General features: G+C 59.6%; 18 protein-coding genes and 1 riboswitch. Of the genes, 6 read left to right on the forward strand and 12 right to left on the reverse strand.

Annotated elements, in window-relative coordinates; all coding sequences use genetic code 11:
* Positions 1–7 precede the first annotated feature (7 nt).
* Both EDF70_RS16485 and EDF70_RS16490 read right to left on the reverse strand, forming a co-directional pair.
* Complete coding sequence (locus EDF70_RS16485; protein ID WP_132275617.1) at positions 8–1,018, reverse strand: zinc-binding alcohol dehydrogenase family protein; 1,011 nt, start codon at positions 1,016–1,018, stop codon at positions 8–10.
* On the reverse strand, positions 1,015–2,133 hold the full coding sequence (locus tag EDF70_RS16490) for a mannitol dehydrogenase family protein (RefSeq protein ID WP_132275620.1): 1,119 nt from the start codon (positions 2,131–2,133) through the stop codon (positions 1,015–1,017). The genes EDF70_RS16485 and EDF70_RS16490 overlap by 4 nt, the downstream gene beginning before the upstream one ends.
* A 230-nt stretch (positions 2,134–2,363) precedes the next feature.
* On the opposite strand from EDF70_RS16490, the gene EDF70_RS16495 reads away from it, so the two are divergent.
* The 5 genes from EDF70_RS16495 (at position 2,364) to EDF70_RS16515 (ending at position 7,049) form a co-directional block, all read left to right on the forward strand.
* Positions 2,364–3,254 (forward strand): GntR family transcriptional regulator, encoded by an 891-nt coding sequence (locus EDF70_RS16495; RefSeq protein WP_132275623.1) that lies wholly within the window; start codon positions 2,364–2,366, stop codon positions 3,252–3,254.
* A gap of 85 nt (positions 3,255–3,339) precedes the next feature.
* Positions 3,340–3,571: riboswitch (cobalamin riboswitch) on the forward strand.
* A gap of 163 nt (positions 3,572–3,734) precedes the next feature.
* A complete protein-coding gene (locus EDF70_RS16500; protein ID WP_132275626.1) occupies positions 3,735–4,763 on the forward strand; it encodes an ABC transporter substrate-binding protein in 1,029 nt (342 codons plus the stop codon).
* 11 nt (positions 4,764–4,774) lie between these two features.
* Complete coding sequence (locus EDF70_RS16505; protein WP_132275628.1) at positions 4,775–5,803, forward strand: iron ABC transporter permease; 1,029 nt, start codon at positions 4,775–4,777, stop codon at positions 5,801–5,803.
* Positions 5,800–6,600, forward strand: a complete 801-nt coding sequence (locus EDF70_RS16510) for an ABC transporter ATP-binding protein (protein ID WP_132275631.1) — start codon at positions 5,800–5,802, stop codon at positions 6,598–6,600. Before EDF70_RS16505 ends, EDF70_RS16510 begins: the two co-directional genes overlap by 4 nt.
* Positions 6,597–7,049: a pseudoazurin gene (locus tag EDF70_RS16515; RefSeq protein ID WP_132275634.1), complete on the forward strand. Its 453-nt coding sequence runs from the start codon at positions 6,597–6,599 to the stop codon at positions 7,047–7,049. Before EDF70_RS16510 ends, EDF70_RS16515 begins: the two co-directional genes overlap by 4 nt.
* Before the next feature lie 93 nt (positions 7,050–7,142).
* On the opposite strand, the gene EDF70_RS16520 is transcribed toward EDF70_RS16515, so the two are convergent.
* Positions 7,143–11,054 (reverse strand): hypothetical protein, encoded by a 3,912-nt coding sequence (locus EDF70_RS16520; protein ID WP_132275637.1) that lies wholly within the window; start codon positions 11,052–11,054, stop codon positions 7,143–7,145.
* Positions 11,055–11,784: 730 nt separating this feature from the next.
* Between EDF70_RS16520 and EDF70_RS16525 the strand changes: the two genes are divergently transcribed.
* A complete protein-coding gene (locus EDF70_RS16525; protein WP_132275640.1) occupies positions 11,785–12,285 on the forward strand; it encodes a cupin domain-containing protein in 501 nt (166 codons plus the stop codon).
* 50 nt (positions 12,286–12,335) lie between these two features.
* On the opposite strand, the gene EDF70_RS16530 is transcribed toward EDF70_RS16525, so the two are convergent.
* From EDF70_RS16530 to EDF70_RS16570, 9 genes are all read right to left on the reverse strand, one after another.
* The gene (locus tag EDF70_RS16530) at positions 12,336–13,367 is read right to left on the reverse strand and encodes an L-idonate 5-dehydrogenase (protein ID WP_132275643.1); all 1,032 of its coding nucleotides are present in this window, start codon (positions 13,365–13,367) and stop codon (positions 12,336–12,338) included.
* A 226-nt stretch (positions 13,368–13,593) separates the two neighbouring features.
* The gene (gene dgoD, locus EDF70_RS16535; RefSeq protein WP_132275646.1) at positions 13,594–14,742 is read right to left on the reverse strand and encodes a galactonate dehydratase; all 1,149 of its coding nucleotides are present in this window, start codon (positions 14,740–14,742) and stop codon (positions 13,594–13,596) included.
* Positions 14,743–15,051: 309 nt separating this feature from the next.
* Entirely contained in the window at positions 15,052–16,470 is a 1,419-nt protein-coding gene (gene uxaC / locus EDF70_RS16540; protein WP_132275649.1) for a glucuronate isomerase, read from the reverse strand.
* Between the two features lie 197 nt (positions 16,471–16,667).
* A complete protein-coding gene (locus EDF70_RS16545) occupies positions 16,668–17,795 on the reverse strand; it encodes a glycoside hydrolase family 88 protein (RefSeq protein ID WP_132275651.1) in 1,128 nt (375 codons plus the stop codon).
* Positions 17,792–19,357, reverse strand: a complete 1,566-nt coding sequence (locus EDF70_RS16550) for a glycoside hydrolase family 28 protein (RefSeq protein WP_132275654.1) — start codon at positions 19,355–19,357, stop codon at positions 17,792–17,794. The genes EDF70_RS16545 and EDF70_RS16550 overlap by 4 nt, the downstream gene beginning before the upstream one ends.
* A 67-nt stretch (positions 19,358–19,424) precedes the next feature.
* Positions 19,425–20,693, reverse strand: a complete 1,269-nt coding sequence (locus EDF70_RS16555; RefSeq protein WP_132275657.1) for an ABC transporter substrate-binding protein — start codon at positions 20,691–20,693, stop codon at positions 19,425–19,427.
* A gap of 21 nt (positions 20,694–20,714) precedes the next feature.
* Positions 20,715–21,833, reverse strand: a complete 1,119-nt coding sequence (gene ugpC, locus EDF70_RS16560) for a sn-glycerol-3-phosphate ABC transporter ATP-binding protein UgpC (RefSeq protein ID WP_132275659.1) — start codon at positions 21,831–21,833, stop codon at positions 20,715–20,717.
* A 1-nt stretch (position 21,834) separates the two neighbouring features.
* On the reverse strand, positions 21,835–22,668 hold the full coding sequence (locus tag EDF70_RS16565) for a carbohydrate ABC transporter permease (protein ID WP_348639723.1): 834 nt from the start codon (positions 22,666–22,668) through the stop codon (positions 21,835–21,837).
* A 75-nt stretch (positions 22,669–22,743) separates the two neighbouring features.
* Positions 22,744–23,625: a sugar ABC transporter permease gene (locus EDF70_RS16570; protein ID WP_132275665.1), complete on the reverse strand. Its 882-nt coding sequence runs from the start codon at positions 23,623–23,625 to the stop codon at positions 22,744–22,746.
* Positions 23,626–23,631 lie beyond the last annotated feature (6 nt).

Below are 23,631 nucleotides of genomic sequence, written 5' to 3' on the forward strand. Positions count from 1 at the left end.
AGTCATGTCAAACCTCCAGAATCGCCTTGATCACGCCGGCTTCCGGCTTCGACCATTCGGCGAGAAGCGTGGCGCCATCCTCAAGGCGTCCGCGATGGGTATTGAGTGCGCGGGTCGGCACCTTGCCGGCCTCGATCTGCCGCACCACTTCGGCGAAATCGTCCGGCTGGGCGTTGCGGCTGGCAATCAGGGTTGCCTCGCGCTTGTGGAATTCCGGATCGGAAAAGGTGATGTCCTGACGCACGACGGACAGAAGAACGTAACGAGCGCCATGGGCGAGAAAACCGAAGCCGCGCTGCATCGGCACGGCATTGCCGGTGGCGTCGATCACCACGTCATACCATTCGCCGCCGGTCTGGCGTTCGGCCTCTGCTTCGGCGTTTTCGTCGGCGAAGATTGTTTCATCCGCCCCGAGCTGGTCAACGGCGAATTTCAGCCTGTCCTCGCGCGTATCCATCACCGTCACATGCGCGCCGCGTGCCTTGGCAAAGATGATGGCCGACATACCGATTGGGCCGGAACCGGTCACCAGCACGCGATCTTCCGAGGTGATCATGCCGCGTTTGACGCCATGGGCGCCGATCGCCAGAAACTCGATCATCGCCGCGTCTTCGAGCGGAATATTGCCTGTAGGGATGACATTCTGCTCGGGCACGCAGAGATATTCCGCCATGCCGCCATCCTTGTGCACGCCCAGAACCTGAATGTTGCAGCAGGCATTGGACAGGCCCTTGCGGCAGGCCTTGCAGGTACCGCAGGAAAGATAGGGCACGATATAGACCGGATCGCCGGCCTTCAGTCTGCTATTCGCCGGCGCCTCCTCAACCGTTCCCGACAGTTCATGGCCCATGACCCGAGGATATTCGAGAAAAGGATGTTTGCCGGCAAAGATGTGAAAGTCGGTGCCGCAAATGCCGACATGGCGAATGCGGACCTTGATCTCGTTGTCGCCACGCACCGGTTGCGGGCGCGAGACGATCGAGAGGCGGCCGGGTTCATCGCAGACGAGTGCCTTCATGCGGTTTTCCTGTCGGTGGTATGGACGATGGCTTCGAGTGTCGGGGCAGGCGTGCCGGCCCAGTCGAGAAAGGCTTTTATCCGTCGCTCGATCTTCAGTTCATGATTGCCGGCAATGTCGGCGATGCGGTGTTCGAGATAGGGGTTGAGGAAGCGCCCCATCGTCGTTTCGACATAGGCCTTGGCTTCCTCGCCCATGCCGCGCGCCGCAAAGCCGGGAACGACCTCGTCGCGATAGACCGCATCCAGCCGCGCACGCACGGCAGGGTCGGCGAGGATTGCCTTCACCGTCTCGCCCTTCGGACGACCTTCCTTCAACCAGATGTCGGCGAGCGTGGTGTGGCCAAGGTTGAGAATGTGCAGTTTCAGGCGTTCGAAGGGCTCGAGCTTGTCGGTCAGCACGATCGACGGATGCGTGCAGGGCAGGTTGAGGCCGGGGCTGCGTTCGATCGCCCACAATGCGTATGGTTCTGCGACGGCGCCGACCGGTTCGATCGGCTCGGAGACGATGCGGTCCACCAGCGTATTCGCGAAAACCACCTTCTCTTCCAGCCATGCGAGGAACGCGGCATCCGCGCCGCTCTTTTGCACGAGATCGCGGATGATGCCCTTCAGCACGGGGCCATTGCCGTTGATCAGTTCGCAAGGGAGAATGATGATCGGCTTTGCTGTTCTGCCGAAGCGCGCGTGCAGAAGCTGGGCGAGTTTGCCGGGGAATGATGGGCGCGGTGACAGGACGTCCAGTTCGGTGCCTGTTGCCTCCGCCGATATGTCGTAACCGGAATCGCCGGTATTGGAGAGGATGAATTCCGCCTGTTCGCAGAACAGATTGACGACCTCAGCCCAATTGCCGGCAACGGACAGGCCGCGTTCGACGCTTTTGACCGCAACGGTGCGTTCGACAGCGTGTCCGTCTTCCAGCCCGCGAATGATGACCGGAAAACCGGCAGGGTCCGTGAAAGCGGCCAGCCGCCCGGCGCGCTCGGCAGAGCCCGATGTCTGCACGATAACCACCGGCAGAACATGCTGTCCTGCCTGTTTTGCCTCATGCAGGAAAAAATCCGCATGCGCCTGGAGAAAACGGCTGGTGCCGAATTGTAAAATGATGCCCGTCATGGACGCTCCGCCCTGATTTGGTAATTCTTTGAAATGATGACCAGTCGAGGCGTGACGAGCGCGCAGCATCGCAATTCGCGTGGCATGTCTTCCTCTCCCGTAACATGCAGTAAACTGTTCTTTTGGGATAAAAGACAATCGCCTTGCAGGCAATTTGTTTTTTATATAAAAAGAGCAGTTATAAAAAACAGCTTCTGCCAAGTGTCATTTCAAGGCGCCCTTTTCCGGTCATGAAAACCAACGCCCTCTTCAAACGCAGCTATAATCAGGCCCTCGACATGCTGGCCGCCACACAGGTGGAGGCCGCGCTGCCATCGGAGCCGGCCATGGCTGCGACACTTGGCATCAGTCGGACGACTGTGCGTGCGGTGCTGGCGGCGCTCGCCATGCGCGGCATCATCACCATAGACGGGCGTGCCAAGCAGCTGTTGCGCCTGCCGAAGCGTAACGACTACATTGCCGATGCCGATCTGGAGCCGCTGGCCGACATGGTGGAGCGCAAGTTCATGGCATGGCTGGTCGGGCCCGATTGCAGCCCCGGCCATACGATCAATGGTCTTGATCTTGCCCGGCAGTTCGGCGTGTCGACATCGGCCATTCGCGATTGCCTCGGAAAATTCAGCCATTTCGGCCTGTTGGAACGACAGAGCAACGGCCGCTGGCGCACGCTTGGCCTGACCGTCGATTTCGTCGCGGAACTGTTCGATATGCGCGAATTGATCGAGTTCCGGGCTGTCGATCGATTTGTGGCGCTGCCGAAGGATGATCCGCTCTGGGGCGATTTGTCTCTGCTCGCGGATGAACATCACGCCCTGCTCGACGATTTCGAGCGCCGCAATCGCGAGTTTTCCGATCTCGATCACCGGTTTCACAAGCTGGTCGACAGCGTCGTTCCCAACCGGTTTCTCGGCAATATCCAGGGCGTGATGTCGGTGATTTTTCACTATCACTACCAGTGGAACAAAAAGGACGAGAGCGCCCGCAATCATCGGGCTCTGGGGGAGCATCTGGCCTATATCGAGGGATTGCGGAGTGGGGACCTTTCCCAGGCGCGCGAAAGCTGCCGCCTGCATCTGCACACGGCCCGTTCAACTATGCTGGCTTCCATCAATCCCGGCTGATGGTATGGAAATCCTCAGTATACAACTTGACTGTAATGATATTACATAACATACACTATTGGCATTGACGGCGGGCGCATCTGCCAGCTAAGTCAGCGTCGACGGTTTCCAACGCCAAAAGCAATGGGATTAATAGGGAACACGGTGCGGACCTTGACCGGACCAATGCCGTGGCTGCCCCCGCAACTGTAAGCGGATCACCGTCCATCCTCGAGATGCCCGAAGGGTATCTGGCCACTGTGTCGTGATCGGCATGGGAAGGCAGGTGGACGTCATGTTCGTGAGCCAGGAGACCTGCCGTCAGGACAGAGCTATCGTTACGGGCGGGGATGCCCGGAAGAGGACCACGTTATGATGCTTCCGAGCGCTTATGCGCACTCCATGGTCTTTATCCCTCATCCGTCGATGTCGGCTGTCTGCCGGCAGGTGCTGTGACACGCCTTGCCGCTTCCCATCGATCACACCCTTCAAGGAGAGACCATGTTTCATTTTACGCGCCGGGCGTTGAGCGCTGGCCTTTTGGCTGCCGCTTCATTGTCATTGGCCACCACCGTGTCTGCTGCCGAAACGCAATATCCATTGACGATCAAGAATTGCGGCCTTGAGCTGACATTCAAGCAGGCGCCCTCGAAAACCGTTTCGGTTGGCCAGAGTGTCACGGAAGTTCTTTATCTGCTCGGTCTCTCCGACAAGGTGGTCGGTACTGCGCTCTGGGTCAGCCCGGTGCTGAAGGGTTTTGAAGAGGTCAATGCCAAGGTCGAGCGCCTTGCCGATAATGATCCGAGCTTTGAAGCAGTGATCGGCAAGAAACCTGATCTAGTTACCACCCAGTTCCAGTGGCAGATCGGCCCGGAAGGTGTGGTTGGTACCCCGGCACAGTTCGCCGAACTCGGCGTGCCGGTTTACACATCGCCGGCCGATTGTGTTGGCAAGGACAATTCCGGTGGTGGCGATGGCGTGCGCACCGGCGTCTTTTCGATGGAGCTGATCTATCAGGAAATCCGCGATCTGGCGGTCATCTACAATGTTCAGGATCGTGGTGAGGAAGTTGTAGCCGACCTGAAAAAACGTGAGGACGCCGCGCGCAAAAAGATCGCGTCGGCGGATGGCAAGCTTTCGGCTGTCTTCTGGTTCTCCAGCGCCGAACTCGATATCGATCCTTACGTTGCCGGCCGTCATGGCGCGCCGGGCTACATCATGTCGGCGCTCGGCATCAAGAATGTCATCGAAAGCGATGAGGAATGGCCAACCGTCGGCTGGGAAACCATCGCCAAGGCCAACCCGACCATCATCGTTGCCGGCAAGATGGATCGCCGTCGTTTCCCGGCCGATGATGTTGCCGTCAAGCACGCGTTCCTGAGGGAAGACCCGGTTGCCAGCCTGATGCCGGCCTTCAAGCAAGGCCATGTGGTTGAAATGGATGCGCAGGCCATGAACCCGACCATTCGCACGATCGAAGGTCTGGAAGTGCTGGCTGATGCGGTCGCCTCTGCCGGTCTGGCCAAATAAAGCCGATCGCAGTGAAACGCATTCCAGCAAAACTTGGAGGGACAGGCGCCGCAGTTGCGGCGCTCGTTCTTCTTCTGGTGGCGCTGATTGCCGGTGCGGCGATCGGCGAAACCTCCATTCCCTTCGATGTGGTGGTGAAAACGGTTGCCAATCGGATGCTCGGTGCGGGTTATCCGCTTGAGCCTCTCGATGAAGGCATCGTCTGGAGCTATCGCCTCAGCCGCGCCGTCGTTGCCGCCTGTTGCGGCGCGTCGCTGGCGCTGGCCGGTGCGGTGCTGCAGTCGCTTTTGCGCAATCCGTTGGCAGACCCCTACATCCTCGGTATTTCGGCCGGTGCCTCCACCGGTGCTGTCGCCGTTGCCCTTCTCGGTTTCGGGGCCGGCATGCTGACCATGCCGATGGGCGCGCTTGCGGGCGCTCTCGCCGCCTTCCTGCTCGTCAGCCTTCTGGCCGTGCGCGCCGGCAGCGGCAGCAATGCCATCATTCTCGCCGGTGTCGCCGGCTCGCAGATGTTCAACGCAATCACCTCCTTCGTCGTCACCAAGTCGGCGACGGCGGAACAGGCGCGCGGCATCATGTTCTGGCTGCTCGGCAACCTGTCCGGCGTGCGCTGGCCGGATGTCGGTCTGGCGCTGCCGGTCACCATCATTGGCCTGCTGATCTGCCTCTGGCATGTCCGCGCGCTCGATGCCTTCGCCTTCGGCAATCAGGCCGCCGCCTCGCTCGGCATCCGGGTGCGCCGGGTGCAGGTCGTGCTGATCTGTACGGCGGCGGCGATGACGGCAGCGATGGTGTCGCTGGTCGGCTCGATCGGCTTTATCGGTCTGGTCATCCCGCATGCGGCTCGGCTGATCGTCGGCGTCCGGCATGGTCGGCTGTTGCCGGTCACGGCTCTGGTCGGCGCTATTTTCATGATTGTCGCCGACATACTGTCGCGCACCATCATTTCCGGTCAGGTTCTGCCGATCGGTGTCATCACCGCATTGTTCGGCGCGCCGGCCTTCGCCTTCATCCTCGGGCAGAAGAGGGCGCGGCCATGAAGCTGTCCGCGCAAAATCTCTGCTGGTCCGCCGGCCGTCTGGAGATCGTCCGCGATGTCTCCTTCGAGGTCGCGTCAGGGGAATTTCTCGGGATCATCGGCCCCAATGGTTCTGGAAAAAGCACGTTGCTGTCGATGTTGGCCGGCATTCGCAAACCACTGTCCGGTCAGGTCATGCTGGGTGATATGCCCATGCGCTCCATCGGCAGCCGGGAGGTCGCCCAAAAGCTAGCCTTTGTCGAACAGCAGGCGGAAACGGCGGAGCGCATCACCGCCCGTCAGGCGGTTGAGCTGGGGCGCACGCCCTATCTCGGGCCGCTGTCCGGTTGGTCGGTCGAGGATGACACGATCGTCGATGCCGCGCTCGACAATGTCGATATGGCCGACAAGGCCGATCGCCAGTGGCATCACCTTTCCGGCGGAGAACGGCAGCGGCTTCATATCGGCCGCGCACTCGCACAGGAACCGCGTGTGCTGCTGCTTGACGAGCCAACCAACCATCTCGATATCGGCCACCAGATCGATCTGCTCGACCTCGTGCGCCGACAGGATCTGACGGTCGTGGCGGCCCTGCATGACCTCAACCACGCTGCCATGTTCTGCGATCGGATCGCGATCATGGACAATGGTCGGCTGACGGCGATCGGCAAGCCGCATGATGTCCTGACAGCCGCCACCATCAGTTCTGTCTTCGGCGTGGATGCCTCGGTTTCCCCCGATGAAGACGGTATCTGCCATGTGCGGTTTCGCGCCGGCGGCAGAAGACGAATTTCTCCCACGAAGGACGATTTTACATGATGAAAGTTCTCAGACCCATCCTCGCCTCGCTGGCACTGGCGGTTTTCTCCGGCAATGCGATGGCCGAGACTTTCGAAGTCAAGATGCTGAACCGGGGCGAAAAAGGCCCGATGGTATTCGAGCCGGATTATCTGGAAATCAAGCCCGGTGATCGGGTCGTGTTCGTTCCCACCCACAAGAGCCACAATGCCGCGACGATCGATGGCATGATCCCGGAAGGTGCGGAAGGTTTCAAAAGCCGTATCAACGACCAGTTCGAGACCGGTTTCGACAAGCCCGGCTTTTACGGGATCAAATGCTCACCGCATCTGGGCATGGGCATGGTCATGCTGATCAAGGTGGGGGAGGCAAAGCTTCCGGAAAGCTACAAGTTGATCTCGCTACCGGCCCGCGCCAAGCCGCGCATGGATGGATTGTTTTCGCAGGCGGAAAAAACGCCTGCTCAGTGAAATGCAAAAGGGCGGCACCTCGCAAAGGGCCGCCCTTTCTCTGTCTGCAATGACCGGCCGCCTGTATGCGGCCGATCTTGTCTTCATCTCGGATCAGGCTACCTGGTAGGCAGCGATGACGGCTTCGACCTGCTTGTTGTCCATTGCCGCAAGCTGCTTTTCCGTAAGCTCACCAAGGCGTGTCTTGCCGAGGCTTGCGATGTCCTCCACGGACAGACCGCCAATAGCCTTCGTGTTGATCGCGGCGATTTCGTCTGCCGTGAACTGCTTGATGGCATCGGTTGCCAGTCCGGCAATCTGGGCGGTGGACAATACGCCGATCTGACCGGTCGTCAGCTCTGCCACCTGGGTCAGCGTCATGTTGGCAATCTGGTCGGCGGTCAGGCCAACCACGGCCTTGTTGCTGAGCTTGGCGATATCGCCGGTGTCGAGCTCCTTGATCTGGTCGTTGCTCAATGCGCCAACCTGGTTGGCCGTGAGGGCGCCAAGCTGAGTGTCGTCCAAGGCCTTGATGGAGGCAGTGCTGAGGCTCTTGACCTGGTTGGTGCTGAGTGCGGCAACCTGACCAGCCGAAAGCTTTGCAATCTGAGTGGTGCCCAAACCGCCGACGACCGTATCGGAAAGGCCGGAAATTGCCTTGGTGCTGATCGCGCCGATCTGGTCGTCAGTCAGCTCCGCAGCGGTCTGGAAGCCACCGAGCTGTTTTGCCGTCAGCGTGGCGATCTGCGCGGTGGTGATGGCCTTTGTCTGCGTTTCGGACAGCGCGGAGATCTGTGCCGTCGTCAAGCCAGCCGTGGCCTTGGTGCTCAGCTTCTGGACGGAAAGCTTGGCAACCTGCTCGTCGGAAAGTACCGCCACCTGCGTGGAGGTCAGTGCCGCAAGCTGTGTGTCGCTCAGTTTTTCGATCTGCGCGTCTGTCAGGCTCTTGATCTGGTTTGTGCTCAGCGCCGAGACCTGAGCGGCCGTGAAGGCATCATCAATGTCGTCGGCAGCGATCTTGGAGATGATGTCGGTGGACAGGCCGGTGATTTCCTTGGCGCTGATCTTGGAGATCTGGGCTTCAGTCAGGTCACCGTCTGCAAAGGCGCCGATCTGCTTGCTGGTCAAGGAACCCATCAGCGTATCGGTGAGCGTGGCGAGCTGGGTTGCACCCATATTGCCGAACTGCTCCGCCGTCAGGCCGGGAATGGCCTTGGTCGAGAGCTTGGTCAGATCGACCTTGGCGAGCTGAGCATCGCTCAGGCCGGCCACCTGGGTGGAGGACAGGGCGCCCAGCTGTGTTTCGGTAAGCTTGCCGATCTGTGTGTCCGACAGGCCATCGATCTGTGCGTTGCTCAATGCGGTGATCTGGGCCGGCTTGAGGGCGCCCAGCTGGGTGTCGGTCAGCGCGGTGATCGCAGCAGGGAGGATGCTGGAAATCGCCTTGGCATCGATTGCGGCAATCTGGGTGTCGCCAAGCTTGCTGAACTGGTCAGCAGTGAGGCTACCGATCTGCTTGGCACTCATTGCGGTGATCTGAGCCGGCTGGAGTGCTGCAATCTGACCATCGTCGAGAGCGGCGACCGCTTCGAGCGACAGGCCGGAAATCGCCTTGGCGCTGATCGCGGTGATCTCGTCATCGGCAAACTTTCCGATGTCGGCACCTGTGAAGCCGGACAGCTGGTCTGCGGACAAGGAGGCGATCTGGCCTGCGGTCAGGTCTTCGACCTGATCGTCGGACAGTGCGCCGACCTGCGCCTTGCTGAGGCCTGCGACAGCCTTTGCGGAAAGTGCGGTAACGTCGATCTTGGCGAGCGCGGCTTCGCTGAATGCGCCGAGCTGTGTGGCAGAGAGCGCGCCGATCTGACCTGTGGTGAGCTTTTCTGCCTGCGCGTCTGTCAGGGCCTTGATCTGGTTTGCACCCAGAGCTGCGACCTGACCGTCCGTCAGGGCGGTCGGGATGCTGGCAGCGGCGATACCGGCAATAAATTCTGCGGTCAGGCCGGAGACAGCCTTGGTGCTGATCTTGGCAATGTTTGCAGCGTCCAGATCACCCGTTACGAAGCCGGCAACCTGCTTGGCTGTCAGGGCACCAAGCTGCGCGTCAACGAGGCTCTTGGTCTGCGTGTCGCTCATCGCGCCGATCTGCGTCGAGGTCAGGCCGGAGACGGCCTTTGCCGACAGCTTGGCAACGTCAAGCTTTTCGATCTGCGCGGTGGTCATGGCGGCAACCTGGGTCGAACCCAGAACGCCAACCTGGTCAGCGGAGAGTTCGTCAATCTGGTCGGCTGTCAGGGCCTTGACCTGGTTTGCACCAAGCGCGGCGACCTGGGCGGTCGACAGAACGGTTGCAACCTTGGTCTTGTCGATGGCCGCCAGAACGTCGGTGCCGAGGCCGGAAATCGCCTTTGCGCTGACGGCAGAAATCTGTGCTTCGGTCAGGTCGCCGCTGGCGAACCCGCCCAGCTGCTTTGCGTTAAGCAGGCCGATCTGTGTTGGTTCGAACTTCTTTGTCTCTGTGTCGGTCATTCCCGTCAGCTGACCGGCGGTCAGGCCGGTAATGGCCTTGGCACTGATCTTGGTGACATCAATCTTGGCGAGCTGTTCGTTGCTCAGAGCGCCGACCTGTGTGGCGGAGAGCGCGCCGATCTGTTCTGCAGACAGCTTTTCAGCCTGTGCCGCAGTCAGAGCCTTGATCTGGTTGGTACCCAGAGCTGCAACCTGGCCGGTCGACAGGGCCGTGGGGATATCGGCAGCAGTGATGCCGGCAATGAATTCTGCGGACAAGCCGGAGACTGCTTTGGTGCTGATCTTGGAAATGTTTGCAGAGTCGATGTCGCCTGCGGCAAAGCCGGCAACCTGCTTGGCTGTCAGGGCACCAAGCTGCGTGTCGACGAGGCTCTTGGTCTGCGTGTCGCTCATCGCGCCGATCTGCGCCGAGGTCAGCCCAGGGACGGCCTTTGCCGACAGCTTGGCAACATCGAGCTTTTCGATCTGCGCGGTGGTCATGGCGGCAACCTGGGTCGAACCCAGAACGCCAACCTGGTCAGCGGAGAGTTCGTCGATCTGGTCGGCCGTCAGGGCCTTGACCTGGTTTGCACCAAGCGCTGCGACCTGGGCGGTCGACAGAACGGTTGCAACCTTGGTCTTGTCGATGGCAGCCAGAACGTCGGTGCCGAGGCCGGAAATCGCCTTTGCGCTGACGGCAGAAATCTGTGCTTCGGTCAGGTCGCCGCTGGCGAACCCGCCTAGCTGCTTTGCGTTAAGCAGACCGATCTGCGTTGGTTCGAACTTCTTTGTCTCTGTGTCGGTCATTCCCGTCAGCTGACCGGCGGTCAGGCCGGTGATGGCCTTGGCACTGATCTTGGTGACATCAATCTTGGCGAGCTGTTCGTTGCTCAGTACCGAAACCTGCGATGACGTCAGTGCTGCCACCTGGCCGTCGCCAGTGAGCTTTTCAAACTGGGCGGCCGTCAGCGCCTTGACCTGGTTGAGGCTGAAGCTGGCAATCTGTGCCGGCTTGAGAGCAGCCAGATCATCGTCGCCGAGCGCGGCGACTGCGTCTGTTGCGAGGCCCGATATGGCCTTGGCGCTGATGGCGCCGATTTCGTCAGCCGTGAATTTTCCAATGTCGCCCGCGCTGAGGCCGCTGATCTGGGCTGCGCTAAGCGATGCGATCTGTGTGGCGTCGAGCGCGGTGACCTGATCTTCGCTCAATGCGCTCATCTGCGTAGACGATAGCGCAGCGATCTGTGCCGTCGAGAAGAGGGCAATCTTGCTGTCGTCGATGGCAGCAATCTGTTCTGCCTTGAGGCCGACAATCGACTTGGCCGAAATCGCCTTCAACTGTTCGTCGCTCAATACATCGACGTGGTCAGCACTGATGGCGCCGATCTGAGCCGAGCTCAAAACCTTCACCTGCGCTTCGGTCAGCGCTTTCACATCATCTTCTTTGAGGGTGGCGATGGTCGCAGTCGACAGCTTCTGGATCTGAGCCGTCGAAAAGGAAGAGATAATCGATGTCATTTTGCGGGCCTATACTTGTTTCTTCGACGTTGAACTTTACCGAAACAGAAACATCGATAGTGACGGCAGTAAAATGCGAAAGACACAGGCAGCCGTGCCCGCGTATCTGCATTCTGCTTGGTGTCGATGCATTGCGTTGCGAAGTTTCTGGCGGACGGAAGTAGATTGAAACATGGCTCGCCCGAGCCGAGGCGCTGGAAGGACATCATGTTCAGGCGTGTTGGACACCTGTTCCAGTCGCGTTCATGCAAAAGAATCCCACCAAACAATAGGGTTTGAATTCTTTTCCGGCATATTGTTTGTTCACACAGTTCAGCCGGTGATTCTGAAGATATTGGCCCTCAATTAATTTTGGATTAAAAGAAAAAGTGATTATTCGTCATGGGCGACGATGATGTTGTGTTTCATGACTGATCATGACAGCTAAAAACATGAATTTGTTATGCTATCGGTGCCAAGGATGGCCGAATGTGTTCTCCATCCGCCCGATATTAACCAAGTTAGACGTGTCTGAAGCGATTTTTAACGGATTTTATCAATATACCAATGGGCTATCCCGCTATCCATGCCGGGTATCTTAGTAAGCATTAATATATTATTTGATCTAAACTTCATTTTTATGCATTAACCAATGGGGCGCAAAAACGACAGGGTTAACATCGCTGTGCTCGTGGCTTAGAGGTGATTACTGCGGGACGTCGATATTCAAATGAGATGAAGGAGATGGCGCATGGCGGATGACCACCACCATCATCACGACGATGATCACTGGAAACACAATGGCGTGCGCGTCATCAAGGGTGATCAACTCGACGACAATACAGCGCAGACACCCGGCATGTACCGGCAGGCGGCGATCAACCATGCGCGTGTCGGCGCACAGAAGATCTGGGCTGGGAAGGTGGCGATCGAACCGAATGCCAAGACCGGCGTGCACCATCACGGCGCGCTGGAAAGCGTCATCTTTGTCGTACGCGGCAAGGCGCGTATGCGCTGGGGCGACAAGCTGGAATATGTCGCCGAGGCCGGCCCCGGTGACTTCATTTTCGTGCCACCCTATGTGCCGCATCAGGAAATCAATGCCGACCCGGACAACGTGCTGGAATGCGTGTTGGTGCGCTCCGACAACGAGGCGGTGGTCGTTAATATCACCGATGTGGATCCGGTCGAGAAACCGGAAGCGGTCTATTGGGTGGACCCGATCCACAAGCATCCGGGGGCGCCGGAGTAAAAGCATCCGCCGACAGGCCGCCCCGGACGGGCGGCCTTCGAGCGTGAAACTCAGAAGGTGAGGTGCACTTTCATCGATTTCGTGCGGTCGCTGGCAAGATCGAATGCCTCGACCGCGCGGTCCATCGGGATCTGGGCCGACAGGAGCGGCCGCACGTCGATGCGCCGGTCGGAAATCAGCTTTGCCGCAAGAGCGAATTCGGCATCGAAGCGAAACGTGCCGCGCACCACCAGTTCCTTGGTAACGATGGCACTGATGGGCAGAGTGACGTCATTGCCCATGCCGACGGCGACGATCGTTCCGCGCGGGCGAACCACCTTCAGCAGGCCTGCCAGAACCGGGCCGCTGCCCGAGCATTCGAAAGCAACGTGGATCTGGCCCTTGCCTTCAGCATAGGGTGTCAGCCCGTCCGGCTGTTCGGCGACATTGATGACCGTGTCGGCACCGATGGATTTTGCGATTGCTAGCGCGGAGTTGGAAATGTCGGTGGCGATGATCTCGCTGGCGCCGGCGAAACGGGCGGCCAGAATGGTCAGGCAGCCGATCGTGCCGGTGCCGGTGATCAGGACACGTTTGCCGACCAGCGATCCCGCCTGTTCGATGGCATGCAGGCACACTGCCAGCGGTTCGCAGCAGGCGGCCTCCTCGAATGGTGTGTCGGGGCCGACCGGCACGGCCTGATCGGCCTCGACGACGATTTCCTCGCGAAACAGGCCCTGCACATGCGGAAAACGCATGGCCGAACCGTTGAACCGCATTTCCATGGCGTGCTGCCGTTGGCCCTCGCGCATGAATTCGCAATCACCCTGCGGACGGCTGGGATTGATGGCAACGCGCTGCCCGACCGTCACATGGGTTACGCCTTCACCGACCGCCGCGATCTCGCCGGAAGCCTCGTGACCCAGGATCATCGGTTCGCGAACCCGCACCGTGCCAAATCCGGCATGATGATAATAATGCAGATCGGAGCCACAGATGCCGCCGGCCTTGAGGCGAATGCGGACTTCGCCGGGACCGGGTTCGCCGACATCGCGCTCCTCGATCCTGAGATCATGTTCCTTGTGAATGACGACGGCTTTCATGGACGATCCTTGAGAGGGTGGCGATGGGTGAGGGTGTCAGCGCGACGGGCCAAGGCCACGGGTCGGGAACAGTTTCCGGCGTCACGACAAAAGCGGCGTAACACATCCGCCGCATCAACATCCTTCATCGAACCCTCCCAAAGGTCTCGGCCAGACGGCCATTCCGTAAAATGCATATGTCGGCCAGCCTCCTCGCTGTCCGACAATGCCATGTTATGCCGTTATCTCACCATTCGGCAACACTGCCATCCTCATGGCGCCAGATCGGATTGCGCCAGCGATGGCCTTCCTTGGCGCGTTCGATCACATATTGCTCGTCCACCTCGATACCAAGCCCCGGCCCCTGCGGAATGCTGACAAAACCGTCGGCATAATGAAACACTTCCTTGTTGGAGATGTAATCGAGGATGTCGTTGCCCTTGTTGTAATGGATGCCGAGGCTCTGCTCCTGAATGAAGGCATTGTGGCTGACGGCATCGACCTGCAGGCAGGCGGCAAGCGCGATCGGCCCCAGCGGGCAATGCGGCGCAAGTGCCACGTCATAGGCCTCCGCCATCGCCGCGATCTTGCGGCATTCGGTGATGCCGCCGGCATGCGAAAGGTCAGGCTGGATGATATCGACATAACCGTCCGACAGAACCTGCTTGAAATCCCAGCGGGAGAAGAGGCGTTCGCCGAGCGCGATCGGTGTCGAGCAATGGTTGGCGATTTCCTTCAGCGTCTCGCGGTTTTCGGAAAGCACCGGCTCCTCGATGAACATCAGCTTGTATGGCTCGAGTTCCTTGGCGAGAACCTTGGCCATCGGCTTGTGCACCCGGCCGTGGAAATCGACGCCGATGCCGATATGCGGGCCGACAGCTTCGCGGATGATGGCGATGGTTTCGATGGCCTTGTCGACCTTTTCGTTGGTATCGACGATCTGCATTTCCTCGCAGCCGTTGAGCTTGATCGCCTTGAAGCCGCGCGCGACGACGTCCCTGGCATTGTTGGCGACGTCGGACGGCCGGTCGCCGCCGATCCACGAATAAACCTTGATGCGGTCGCGCACCTGACCGCCGAGCAGGGAATGGATCGGCTGGCCAAGCGCCTTGCCCTTGATATCCCACAGCGCCTGGTCGATGCCGGCGATAGCCGACATATGAACGGCGCCACCACGGTAAAAGCCGCCGCGATACATGACCTGCCAGTGGTCCTCGATCAGAAACGGATCCTTACCGATCAGGTAATCTTCGAGCTCGTGAACGGCGGCCTGAACGGTGAGGGCACGGCCTTCGACAACCGGTTCGCCCCAGCCGAAAATGCCCTCATCCGTCTCGATTTTCAGGAACAGCCAGCGCGGCGGCACGATGTAGGTGGTGAGCTTGGTGATTTTCATGCGTCTATACCCATTTGCCCGGCCGGCGCCGGATTTCTGCATGCGTCTGCGGCCGTGTTGCGGCGTGCCGGATCGTTGGAGATCGTCACGGAGCCTGCAACGCTGCAGGATTTCAATTGCCTCTCCCGCTGCCGACATCTTCGATGTCAGCGGAGGCGAAGCTAAATAAATCATACTTATTGTCAAACTAAATATGATTTTTTGCCGCAGCTTTATCGAGGGTCTCTCCTGCAAGCCGCAAACCTATTCAGCACAAAAAAACCGCGCCCCGAGACAGGGCGCGGCTGCAGGTCTGGACTGTTTACGCGATCACAGCTTGTAAGCTGTCTTCGCCAGGTTATAGGCCAGTTCCCAGGCCAGTTCGTGGGCGTCGTCGATCTCCAGACGATGCTCGGCCACCAGTCGCGCAAGGAAACCGCAATCGATACGGCGCGCCACGTCATGGCGGGCAGGGATGGACAGGAAGGCGCGGGTGTCGTCGTTGAAGCCGACCGTGTTGTAGAAACCGGCCGTTTCCGTCGTCTGCTCGCGGTAGCGGCGGATGCCTTCGGGGCTGTCATGGAACCACCAGGCCGGGCCGAGGCGCAGCGCCGGATAATGGCCCGCCAGCGGTGCCAGTTCGCGGGCATAGGCGGTTTCGTCCAGCGTGAACAGGATGACGGTGAGGCGCGGGTCGTTGCCGAAACGGTCGAGCAATGGCTTCAAATTGCCGACATAGTCGGTTGCCTTCGGAATGTCGGCGCCCTTGTCCTTGCCGTATCGGGCAAAGATCTGGTGGTTGTGATCGCGGAATGCACCGGGATGGATCTGCATGACCAGACCGTCGACAACGCTCATCTTGGCCATTTCCGTCAGCATCTGGCCACGGAAGGTTTCGGCATCGGCGGTAGAAACCGCGCCGCTGATGACCCGCTGGTAAAGTGACGCGGCATCTTCATCGGAAAGGTTTTCGGTACGGGCCGTTGCATGGCCGTGGTCTGTCGACGTGGCGCCGGCCACCTCCTTGAAATACTGGCGGCGGTTCTGCAGGGCGCCCAGGTAACCGGCGAAACTGGAAACGTTGCCGCCGGTAATGCGGCCGAGTTCCGCGACATTTTTCGCAAAATTCGGGAATTCCGGATCAACAACCGGGTCGGGACGGAATGCCGAGACGACGCGGCCCTTCCACCCACTCTCACCCAGTTTGCGATGGTGGCGCAAATCGTCGAGCGGGCTTTCCGTGGTGGCGATCACCTCGATGTTGAAACGCTCGTAAAGTGCGCGCGGCAGGAATTCGGGGCGCTGAAGTGCTTCGGAAATGTGGTCATAGAAGCGGTCGGCGCTTTCCGCAGTCAGCCGTTCCTTGATGCCGAACACCTCGGTGAAGGCATGGGCCAGCCAGATCCAGGACGGCGTGCCGCGGAACAGGTGAAAATTCTCGGCAAAGATGCGCCAGATCTTGCGCTTGTCAGTCTCCACTTCCGTGCCGTCTATGGTCGGAATGCCGAGGCTTTCGAGCCGGATTCCCTGGCTGTAGAGCATGCGGTGGACATAGTGGTCGGGAACGATGAAGAGGCTGGAAGGATCGCCGAACGGCGCATTGTCTGCAAACCAGGAAGGTTCCGTATGGCCATGCGGGCTGACGATCGGCAGGTCGGCAACCTTGGCGTAAAGGCTGCGGGCAATATCCCGCGTGGCGGGCGCATCGGGAAAAAGCCGATCCGGATGAAGTGAAAACGTGTTGGTCATTCGATACCCTTTCTAGACATGCCCCGCCTCCCATGGCTGTGCATTCCGTGATGCTGTCTCCGGCGCGTGGCTTTGTGTCGTGTGGTGACGATCAAAATCCATTCGCCGGCAAGGCTCAGTGGATGTCGTGCCGCGCGCGAGCCTCCAAGGCGCGAAACACGAATCTCAGTGGTGGTCCCGCTTGGCGGGATGCCGCGTCAGTTAGATGCCAAGTGCCGTACAGGTGCAACCTGATCTTTGAGCGACAAAATGACTTGCGCATACGCCATCATGAAAGGGCCCACGCCCTTGGCATCGTCGGACACGACCTCTTCAACGAGGTAATATTCCGGTGAACCATCACGGTAGCGTCCATTGAACGGCCCGAGACCGGCGACCTGGCAAATGCCGGTGAGGCGGGTTTCGCCGTCCTCATCGATGAGCCGCGTATCGGCCAGTGCATCGACTGCTTTTGCGCCTGCTGCGGTAACACGCTGCATGTCCGGTGCATCAAGATGGAGGTCGGTGGCGTAGGAAAGTGCATAGGCAAACATCGCTGAGGCCGAGGTTTCCTCGTAGTTGCCGTCAAGGTCCGGCGCGTCGAGAACCTGGGGCCAGAGGCCTGACGCCTGCTGTCGGTTCGCGATTGCGGTGAGGATGGTGCCTGTCTGCCTTCGCAGCGCTGCCGTTGCGTGATCGTCCGGCAGAACCGCCAGAATATCCACCAGCGCCATTGCCTGCCAGCCCATGGCGCGTGCCCAGACTGCCGGCGATTTGCCGGTGGCGGAATCCGCCCATTTTTCCTTGCGGCTGTCGTCGTAACCGTGAACATGCATGCCGCCGCCGATCGCCGTCAGGGCAAGCGCCGTCGCCATCTGCTGCAATGCGTCGCTGATCCGCGGTGTTTCACCGGCCGCCATCGCGTATTCCACCTGAAACGGCAGGCCCATGTAGAGGCCATCCAGCCAGACCTGGGAATGATACCGCTTCTTGTGCCAGTAATTGCCGGCGGGGATGCGCGGATGGGTGTCAAGCTGGGCGATCAGGCGTTTCGCTGCAGCCATGTAACGCGGATCGCCGGTTTCGCGATCAAGGAACAGCAGGTTGCGACCGGGCAGGATGTTGTCGATATTGAATTCATCCGGCGTGTAACCCGCCAGACTTCCATCCTTGCCGACCTGCGGCGAGATCAGCCGGATAAGGTGGTCGAACCAGCGTTGCTCGCCGGTTGCCTTGTAGAGCAGTTCCAGCCCACGATAGATGCAGCCGTCCTCATAACACCAGGCGCCGTTCTTATAGGCTTCGTAGCGGCTGCAGAATTGGTCGAAATATTCGGTGGGTTTCATGAGGCCGCCAACAGGTTGGAGAGAGAGATCGGATCGGTTGAAAGAAGTTTGAGGTTGTCGCAATCGATCTCGGCATGTTCGCCGAGAATGCCTTCGTGACGCATCGGGCGAACCCCGTCGGCCATGATCGGCGGCATCGGTGTCGCGGTCGGATCATGGGAGTGAACGCGCAGTTGCCGGATGCGAATGTTGCGTATGGGCATTTCCGGCAGGCCCAGAAAAACACCGGTCGCCAATGCGAGGCCATGCACATCGACATCCTCGACGAGGATGCCATCGATCTCCGGCGTGCCTTCGACAACGGCTGCCGGTTCGCGCGATTGTACCCATTCATCATGGCCGTCCGCATCGCAGAAATAATGAGCGTTGGCCGACAGCGGCACCAGTACACCGTCCATCCTGACCCGGCGCATCGCAATATTGCTGATCGCTCCACCGCGTCCGCGCCGTGTCTTGATGCGCAAGCCGCGATCGGTGCCGATCATCTCGCAATCCTCGACCGTCACGTCATGAACGCCGCCGGACATTTCCGAGCCGATGACGACGCCGCCATGGCCGCGTTCCATCATGCAGTGGCGGATGTCGATGCCGCGTGTTTCGCGCAGATGCCCGGCTTCTCCTGAGCGACCGCGTTTCCCGGCCTTGATTGCAATGCAATCGTCCCCGACGGAGAAACGTACACCTTCGACGCGCACATCGGTGCAGCCTTCTGGATCGAACCCATCGGTGTTGGGGCTGTCATGCGGAGCCTGAATATGAAGTCCGACTGCTTTCAGGCCGTCACAGCCTTGCGGATGCACTGTCCATGACGGCGCGTTGCGAATGGTAAAGCCGAGTAGGGTGACATCCCTGCAGTCGATCAGATGCAGACCGCGCGGGCGTCGCGCGCCGTTGCGGGTTTCCTTGGGCCATGTCCACCAGTCGCCGGCATTGCCCGAGCCGTCGAGAACGCCTCTGCCTTCGATGATCAGCCGCTCGGTGCCGATCGCATGCACCGGTGCCGCGAAACACGCGTCCGGCAACCCTTCCCAACTGCCGAGCATATGATCGGCGGCATCATGCGCCGGCAGAATGGGCCAGCCGTCGCGCAGGCTTGGTGCGCGAAGAACGGCGCCCTTTGCCAGATTGAGCGTCATGTCGCTCTTGAGCGCCAGTGGCAGTGTTGTCCAGACGCCCGGGCCGATATGAAGCGTGCCGCCGACAGGAACATAGGCCAGCGCCTCGTTCAGCTTGCTTGCATTATGCTGGGCAGACTCGAGATCGGTCAGCGGCGCATCCGCGACGAGCCCGAAATTTGCGGCATTGACCAGGCCCGCGCAGCCCCGTGTCTGGAAATGGAAATCCGCAAAGCCCTCGACAGAAAGCCGATAGCGCGTGTCGGGTTCGAGTCCGTCAACAAGCGTCACAACCCGGTCGGTCGTACCCTGCTGCGAAAATTCATTGCTTCCGGCCTGAGACAAGCGCCAGGAAAGCGGTTGTGTCAGCTCATAACGTGCGCCGGGCACAGGCAATCTTATGGCCGCGATCCGGCCGGAGATCGCAACTGCAATGGCTTTGTTCATCATCTCTCTCTTGGATTGGTTCGCCACCCGGCATGACGCGCAGCCGGGTGGCGGTTGCCACTGGCGATTAGTCGAACTTGGCGAGAACGTCGTTCACGCCTTCGATGATCTGTTCGGCGGCTTCCTTTTCGTCGATCTGCTCGTAGGCATATTCTTCAAGCGTATCGATGATCAGGCTGCGGATGACCGGGTGTTCGTTGAACGGCGAAATCGTCGGGCCGCTGGCGGCCATGGCGATTTCGTTCGCGGCACGAACTTCCGGCTCTCCTTCCTTGCCGAGGCGGGCGATCGCTGCCTTAGAGGCCGGAATGCCGCGCGACGTGCCGAGAATGTCGATGCCTTCCGGTTCGTTCAGCAGGCAATTGACGATCTGGGCGGCGGCCTCCGGGTTTTTGGAGTTTTTGGAAACGGAGAACACCATCGAAGGTTTGCGATAGACGCCGTCGGTGACGGCATTCGTCAGCTTCAACATCGGAACGGGTTTCAGAACCTGTCCATCCTTGAGCGGGTCTGCATATTTCGAATAGGTCGAATCCCATTCATAGGAGCCGGCAATCTTGCCTTCCGACCATGCCGGCTTTTCGAAAAGGTTGACGTTGCCATCAGCCGCTTCCTGCTTCTGCGAGCGGATGGCACCGGTTTCGACCAGCTTGCCAAGGAAGCTGATGCCGGCTTCCAGTTCTTCCGGCGTCCATGCTACACGGTTGGTCTTCGGATCGACCATGTCCTTGCCGGTTGCCTGGGTGACAGCCAGAATGGTCAAAAGATGCGCCGTCTCCTTGACCGCGTTGAACGTGTAATAATCCGGGCCGAGCTTTGCCTTGACCGTCTTGGTCATCTCGAAGAACTCTTCCCAGGTCTTCGGCACGGCAACGCCCGCTTTCTCAAGCGTCGTCGTATTGAAGAAGAACACGCGGCCGGTCGTCGATACCGATACGCCCTGCAGCACGTTGTTCATCGAACCGGATGCCAGATCTGCGTCCGACCAGTTGGAGAGGTCGATTCCCTTCAATGTGCGCAGGTCGGCAAATCCGTTGCCGTCCTTGGAAAACAGCGGCAGCCATGGCCAATTCACCTGAATGATGTCCGCTTCGGTCTTGCCGGCCATCTGGGTCGTCAGTTTTTCCAGATACCCGTCGAAGCCGGTGAATTCCCCCTTCACTGTGTGCCCGTGTTTGGTGCCGCAGGCGGCAATGGCTTTCTGTGTGGCAACGTGGCGGCTTTCACCACCCCACCATGACATGCGCAGTTCCGCCGCTCCTGCCGACGGTGCCATCGCGATGAGACCCAGTGCCGTACCGGCCATGATGACTGACGATTTGAGTATGCTCTTCATAATCCTGCCTCCTCTTTGAAATTAAGCCGCGATGCTGCTGCCTCCATGCAGCGAAACATTGCGGCCGTCCGATTTATCGAAAATGTGAAGTGTCTTCGGGTCGGGGCGCAGGCGGATCACATCCGACTGTCCGCGTGCCTCGAATTCCGCAGCGCCGACGACGCTGATCAGGCGGCGCCCCTCGCAATCGGCGTGCATGTAGACCTCGTGGCCCATGAACTCGGCATTGACCAGTCTGGCATGCAGTGCCGGCCCTTCCGATACCAGCGAAAACTGCTGTGGCCGAATGCCCAGAACCGCCTGATCGGGCTGCCCCGAAAGCCGGCCGTGCAACTCGCCGCCCAGCGTCAGACGCTGGCTGCCCATGACGAAATCGCCGCCCTCCATCGCCCCTTCCACGAGGTTCATTTCCGGCGTGCCGATGAACCCGGCGACGAACAGATTGGCGGGTGCGTTATAAAGCTCCTTCGGCGTCGCGACCTGCATGATGCGGCCGGCCTGCATGACGCAGATACGGTCACCCATGGTCATGGCTTCCGTCTGGTCATGGGTGACGTAGACGACAGTGGGTGAGCTTCCCTGTGCCTTCAGCTGGCGGTGCAGATCGGTGATGCGCACCCGCATCGAGGCGCGCAGCTTGGCATCGAGGTTCGACAGCGGTTCGTCGAACAAGAAGACGCCGGGATCTTTAATCAGCGCCCGTCCGAGCGCGACACGTTGTGCTTGTCCGCCCGACAACTGTTTGGGCAGACGATCGAGCAGCGGCTCGATTTCCAGAATGGCGGCGACATGAGCGACGGCCGCTTCGATTTCAGCTTTCGGGCGGCCGGCAATGCGCAGGCCGAAGGAAAGATTGCCGCGCACCTTCATATGCGGATAAAGCGCATAATTCTGGAACACCATGGCGATCGAGCGTTTGCTCGGCGGCAGATCGTTGACGCGCTGCCCGCCGATGATGACGTCGCCACCGCTGATGTCTTCAAGCCCGGCGATCATGCGCAGTGTGGTCGATTTGGCGCAGCCGGATGGGCCGACCAGTACCATGAACTCCCCGTCATGGATATCGAGGTTGAGACCGTGAACGACCTTGTTGGTCTTGTTGTAGATCTTTTCGAGGTTTTTCAGTTGAACGTGTGCCATGTCAGCCTTTCCTGCCTCCCGCAGAAATCCCTTCGATGAAGTAACGCTGCGCCACAAAGAACACGACCAGCGCAGGTGTGATGGTGAGCACCGACATCGCCAGGATGCGGTTCCATTCGAAGGCTTCGGTTGTATCGATTGAGAGTTTGAGCGCGAGGCTCACCGGGTATTTGTCGACGGACGAGATATAGATCAGCGGCCCGAGGAAATCGTTCATCGTCCACATGAACTGGAACAGGCAGACCGAGACCAGTGCCGGCCCGAGCATGGGGACGACGATATAGACCAGCGTCTGCAGGCTGTTGGCGCCATCGACGCGGGCAGCCTCTTCCATATCCGTCGGCAGCGAGCGCAAGAACTGCACCAGCATGAAGACGAAGAAGGCATCACCGGCGAGTGCCGACGGCACCCACAGCGGCAGAAAGCTGTCGAGCCAGCCGAGATCCCGGAAGAGAATATATTGCGGGATGCGGGTGACGACGTTGGGCAGCAGCAGAACGGCAATGACCGATCCGAACAGTACTTTCTTGAACGGAAACTCGAAGCGCGCGAAGGCATAGGCCACCATCGTGCAGGAAATCGCCGTGCCTATAACCTTCGGCAGGATGATCAGGAACGAGTTCCAGAAAAACCGGCCGAACGTGTAGGGCGTGGACGTCTGCCAGCCGCGAGTATATCCTTCCAGCGTCGGGCTTGAGGGCAGGAAACCGGCACCGGAGAAGATCTCCGAATTGGTCTTGAAGCTGGCGCCGACCAGCCAGATCAGCGGGTAGAGCATCAGGAAACCGACGCCGAACAGCAGCGCGTAACGGATGACCGATGAGATCAGGTCCATGCGCGCCCGCCGGGCGGCCGCGGCTTCGTCGGTTGTGTGGATCGATGTGTTGGACAAATGGATGTCTGTCATGGCTCAGCTCCTCTTGTCGCCGGCGTAATAGACCCATTTCTTCGAGGACCAGAAGGCCACGAGGGTCAGGACCATGATGATGGCGAAGAGCACCCAGGCGATCGCCGAGGCGTAGCCCATGTTGAACTTCTTGAAGGCCTCTTCGTAGATGTAGAGGGGCAGCAGATAGGTGGATTTCAGCGGGCCGCCCTGGGTGATGATGTAGGGGCCGTTGAACTCCTGGAATGCCTGGACCATCTGCATGACGAGGTTGAAGAAGATGACCGGGGTCAAAAGCGGCAGGGTGACGAAGATGAAGGTCGTGACCTTGCCGGCACCATCGATGGAGGCTGCCTCATAGAGCGACTTGTCGATCGATTGCAGGGCGGCGAGGAAGATCACCATGGCCGAGCCGAACTGCCAGCAACGCAGAAGCGTGATGGTGAAAAGCGCATTTGCCGGATCGCCGAACCAGTCGACAGGACCGAAACCGAGCGTGGCGATCGCCATGTTGACGAGGCCTTCGGTCGAAAACAGGTAACGCCACAGAACGGCGATGGCGATCGATCCGCCAAGGATCGACGGCACGTAAAATGCCGTGCGGAAGATGTTAATGAACTTCAGCTTGTAGTTCAGGATGGCCGCGATGAAGAGCGCGAAGGCCAGCTTCAACGGCACGGTGCTGAACACGTAGAGAAGCGTGACGCTCAGCGATTTTTCAAAAGTACGGTCACGGGTGAAAAGTCGTTGGTAATTGGAAAGCCCGGTCCATTGCGGGCTGCTCATCAGGTCGTAGCTGGTGAAGCTCAGATAAAGCGACGTCAGAAACGGTATCGCCGTGAAAATAACGAGGCCGACCAGATAGGGTGCCAGATAGGCATAACCCAAGAAACGCTGCGACCTCATGTGATA

The sequence above is a fragment of the Neorhizobium sp. JUb45 genome, from assembly GCF_004343585.1.
Taxonomy (GTDB): Bacteria; Pseudomonadota; Alphaproteobacteria; order Rhizobiales; family Rhizobiaceae; genus Neorhizobium.

What these genes read in the sequence shown, in the direction of transcription:
- EDF70_RS16485 (WP_132275617.1), bottom strand. Translation starts at nt 1,018, where the DNA reads ATGAAGGCACTCGTCTGCGATGAACCCGGCCGCCTCTCGATCGTCTCG.
- EDF70_RS16490 (WP_132275620.1), bottom strand. Translation starts at nt 2,133, where the DNA reads ATGACGGGCATCATTTTACAATTCGGCACCAGCCGTTTTCTCCAGGCG.
- EDF70_RS16495 (WP_132275623.1), top strand. Translation starts at nt 2,364, where the DNA reads ATGAAAACCAACGCCCTCTTCAAACGCAGCTATAATCAGGCCCTCGAC.
- EDF70_RS16500 (WP_132275626.1), top strand. Translation starts at nt 3,735, where the DNA reads ATGTTTCATTTTACGCGCCGGGCGTTGAGCGCTGGCCTTTTGGCTGCC.
- EDF70_RS16510 (WP_132275631.1), top strand. Translation starts at nt 5,800, where the DNA reads ATGAAGCTGTCCGCGCAAAATCTCTGCTGGTCCGCCGGCCGTCTGGAG.
- EDF70_RS16515 (WP_132275634.1), top strand. Translation starts at nt 6,597, where the DNA reads ATGATGAAAGTTCTCAGACCCATCCTCGCCTCGCTGGCACTGGCGGTT.
- EDF70_RS16520 (WP_132275637.1), bottom strand. Translation starts at nt 11,054, where the DNA reads ATGACATCGATTATCTCTTCCTTTTCGACGGCTCAGATCCAGAAGCTG.
- EDF70_RS16525 (WP_132275640.1), top strand. Translation starts at nt 11,785, where the DNA reads ATGGCGGATGACCACCACCATCATCACGACGATGATCACTGGAAACAC.
- EDF70_RS16530 (WP_132275643.1), bottom strand. Translation starts at nt 13,367, where the DNA reads ATGAAAGCCGTCGTCATTCACAAGGAACATGATCTCAGGATCGAGGAG.
- dgoD (WP_132275646.1), bottom strand. Translation starts at nt 14,742, where the DNA reads ATGAAAATCACCAAGCTCACCACCTACATCGTGCCGCCGCGCTGGCTG.
- uxaC (WP_132275649.1), bottom strand. Translation starts at nt 16,470, where the DNA reads ATGACCAACACGTTTTCACTTCATCCGGATCGGCTTTTTCCCGATGCG.
- EDF70_RS16545 (WP_132275651.1), bottom strand. Translation starts at nt 17,795, where the DNA reads ATGAAACCCACCGAATATTTCGACCAATTCTGCAGCCGCTACGAAGCC.
- EDF70_RS16550 (WP_132275654.1), bottom strand. Translation starts at nt 19,357, where the DNA reads ATGAACAAAGCCATTGCAGTTGCGATCTCCGGCCGGATCGCGGCCATA.
- EDF70_RS16555 (WP_132275657.1), bottom strand. Translation starts at nt 20,693, where the DNA reads ATGAAGAGCATACTCAAATCGTCAGTCATCATGGCCGGTACGGCACTG.
- ugpC (WP_132275659.1), bottom strand. Translation starts at nt 21,833, where the DNA reads ATGGCACACGTTCAACTGAAAAACCTCGAAAAGATCTACAACAAGACC.
- EDF70_RS16565 (WP_348639723.1), bottom strand. Translation starts at nt 22,668, where the DNA reads ATGGACCTGATCTCATCGGTCATCCGTTACGCGCTGCTGTTCGGCGTC.
- EDF70_RS16570 (WP_132275665.1), bottom strand. Translation starts at nt 23,625, where the DNA reads ATGAGGTCGCAGCGTTTCTTGGGTTATGCCTATCTGGCACCCTATCTG.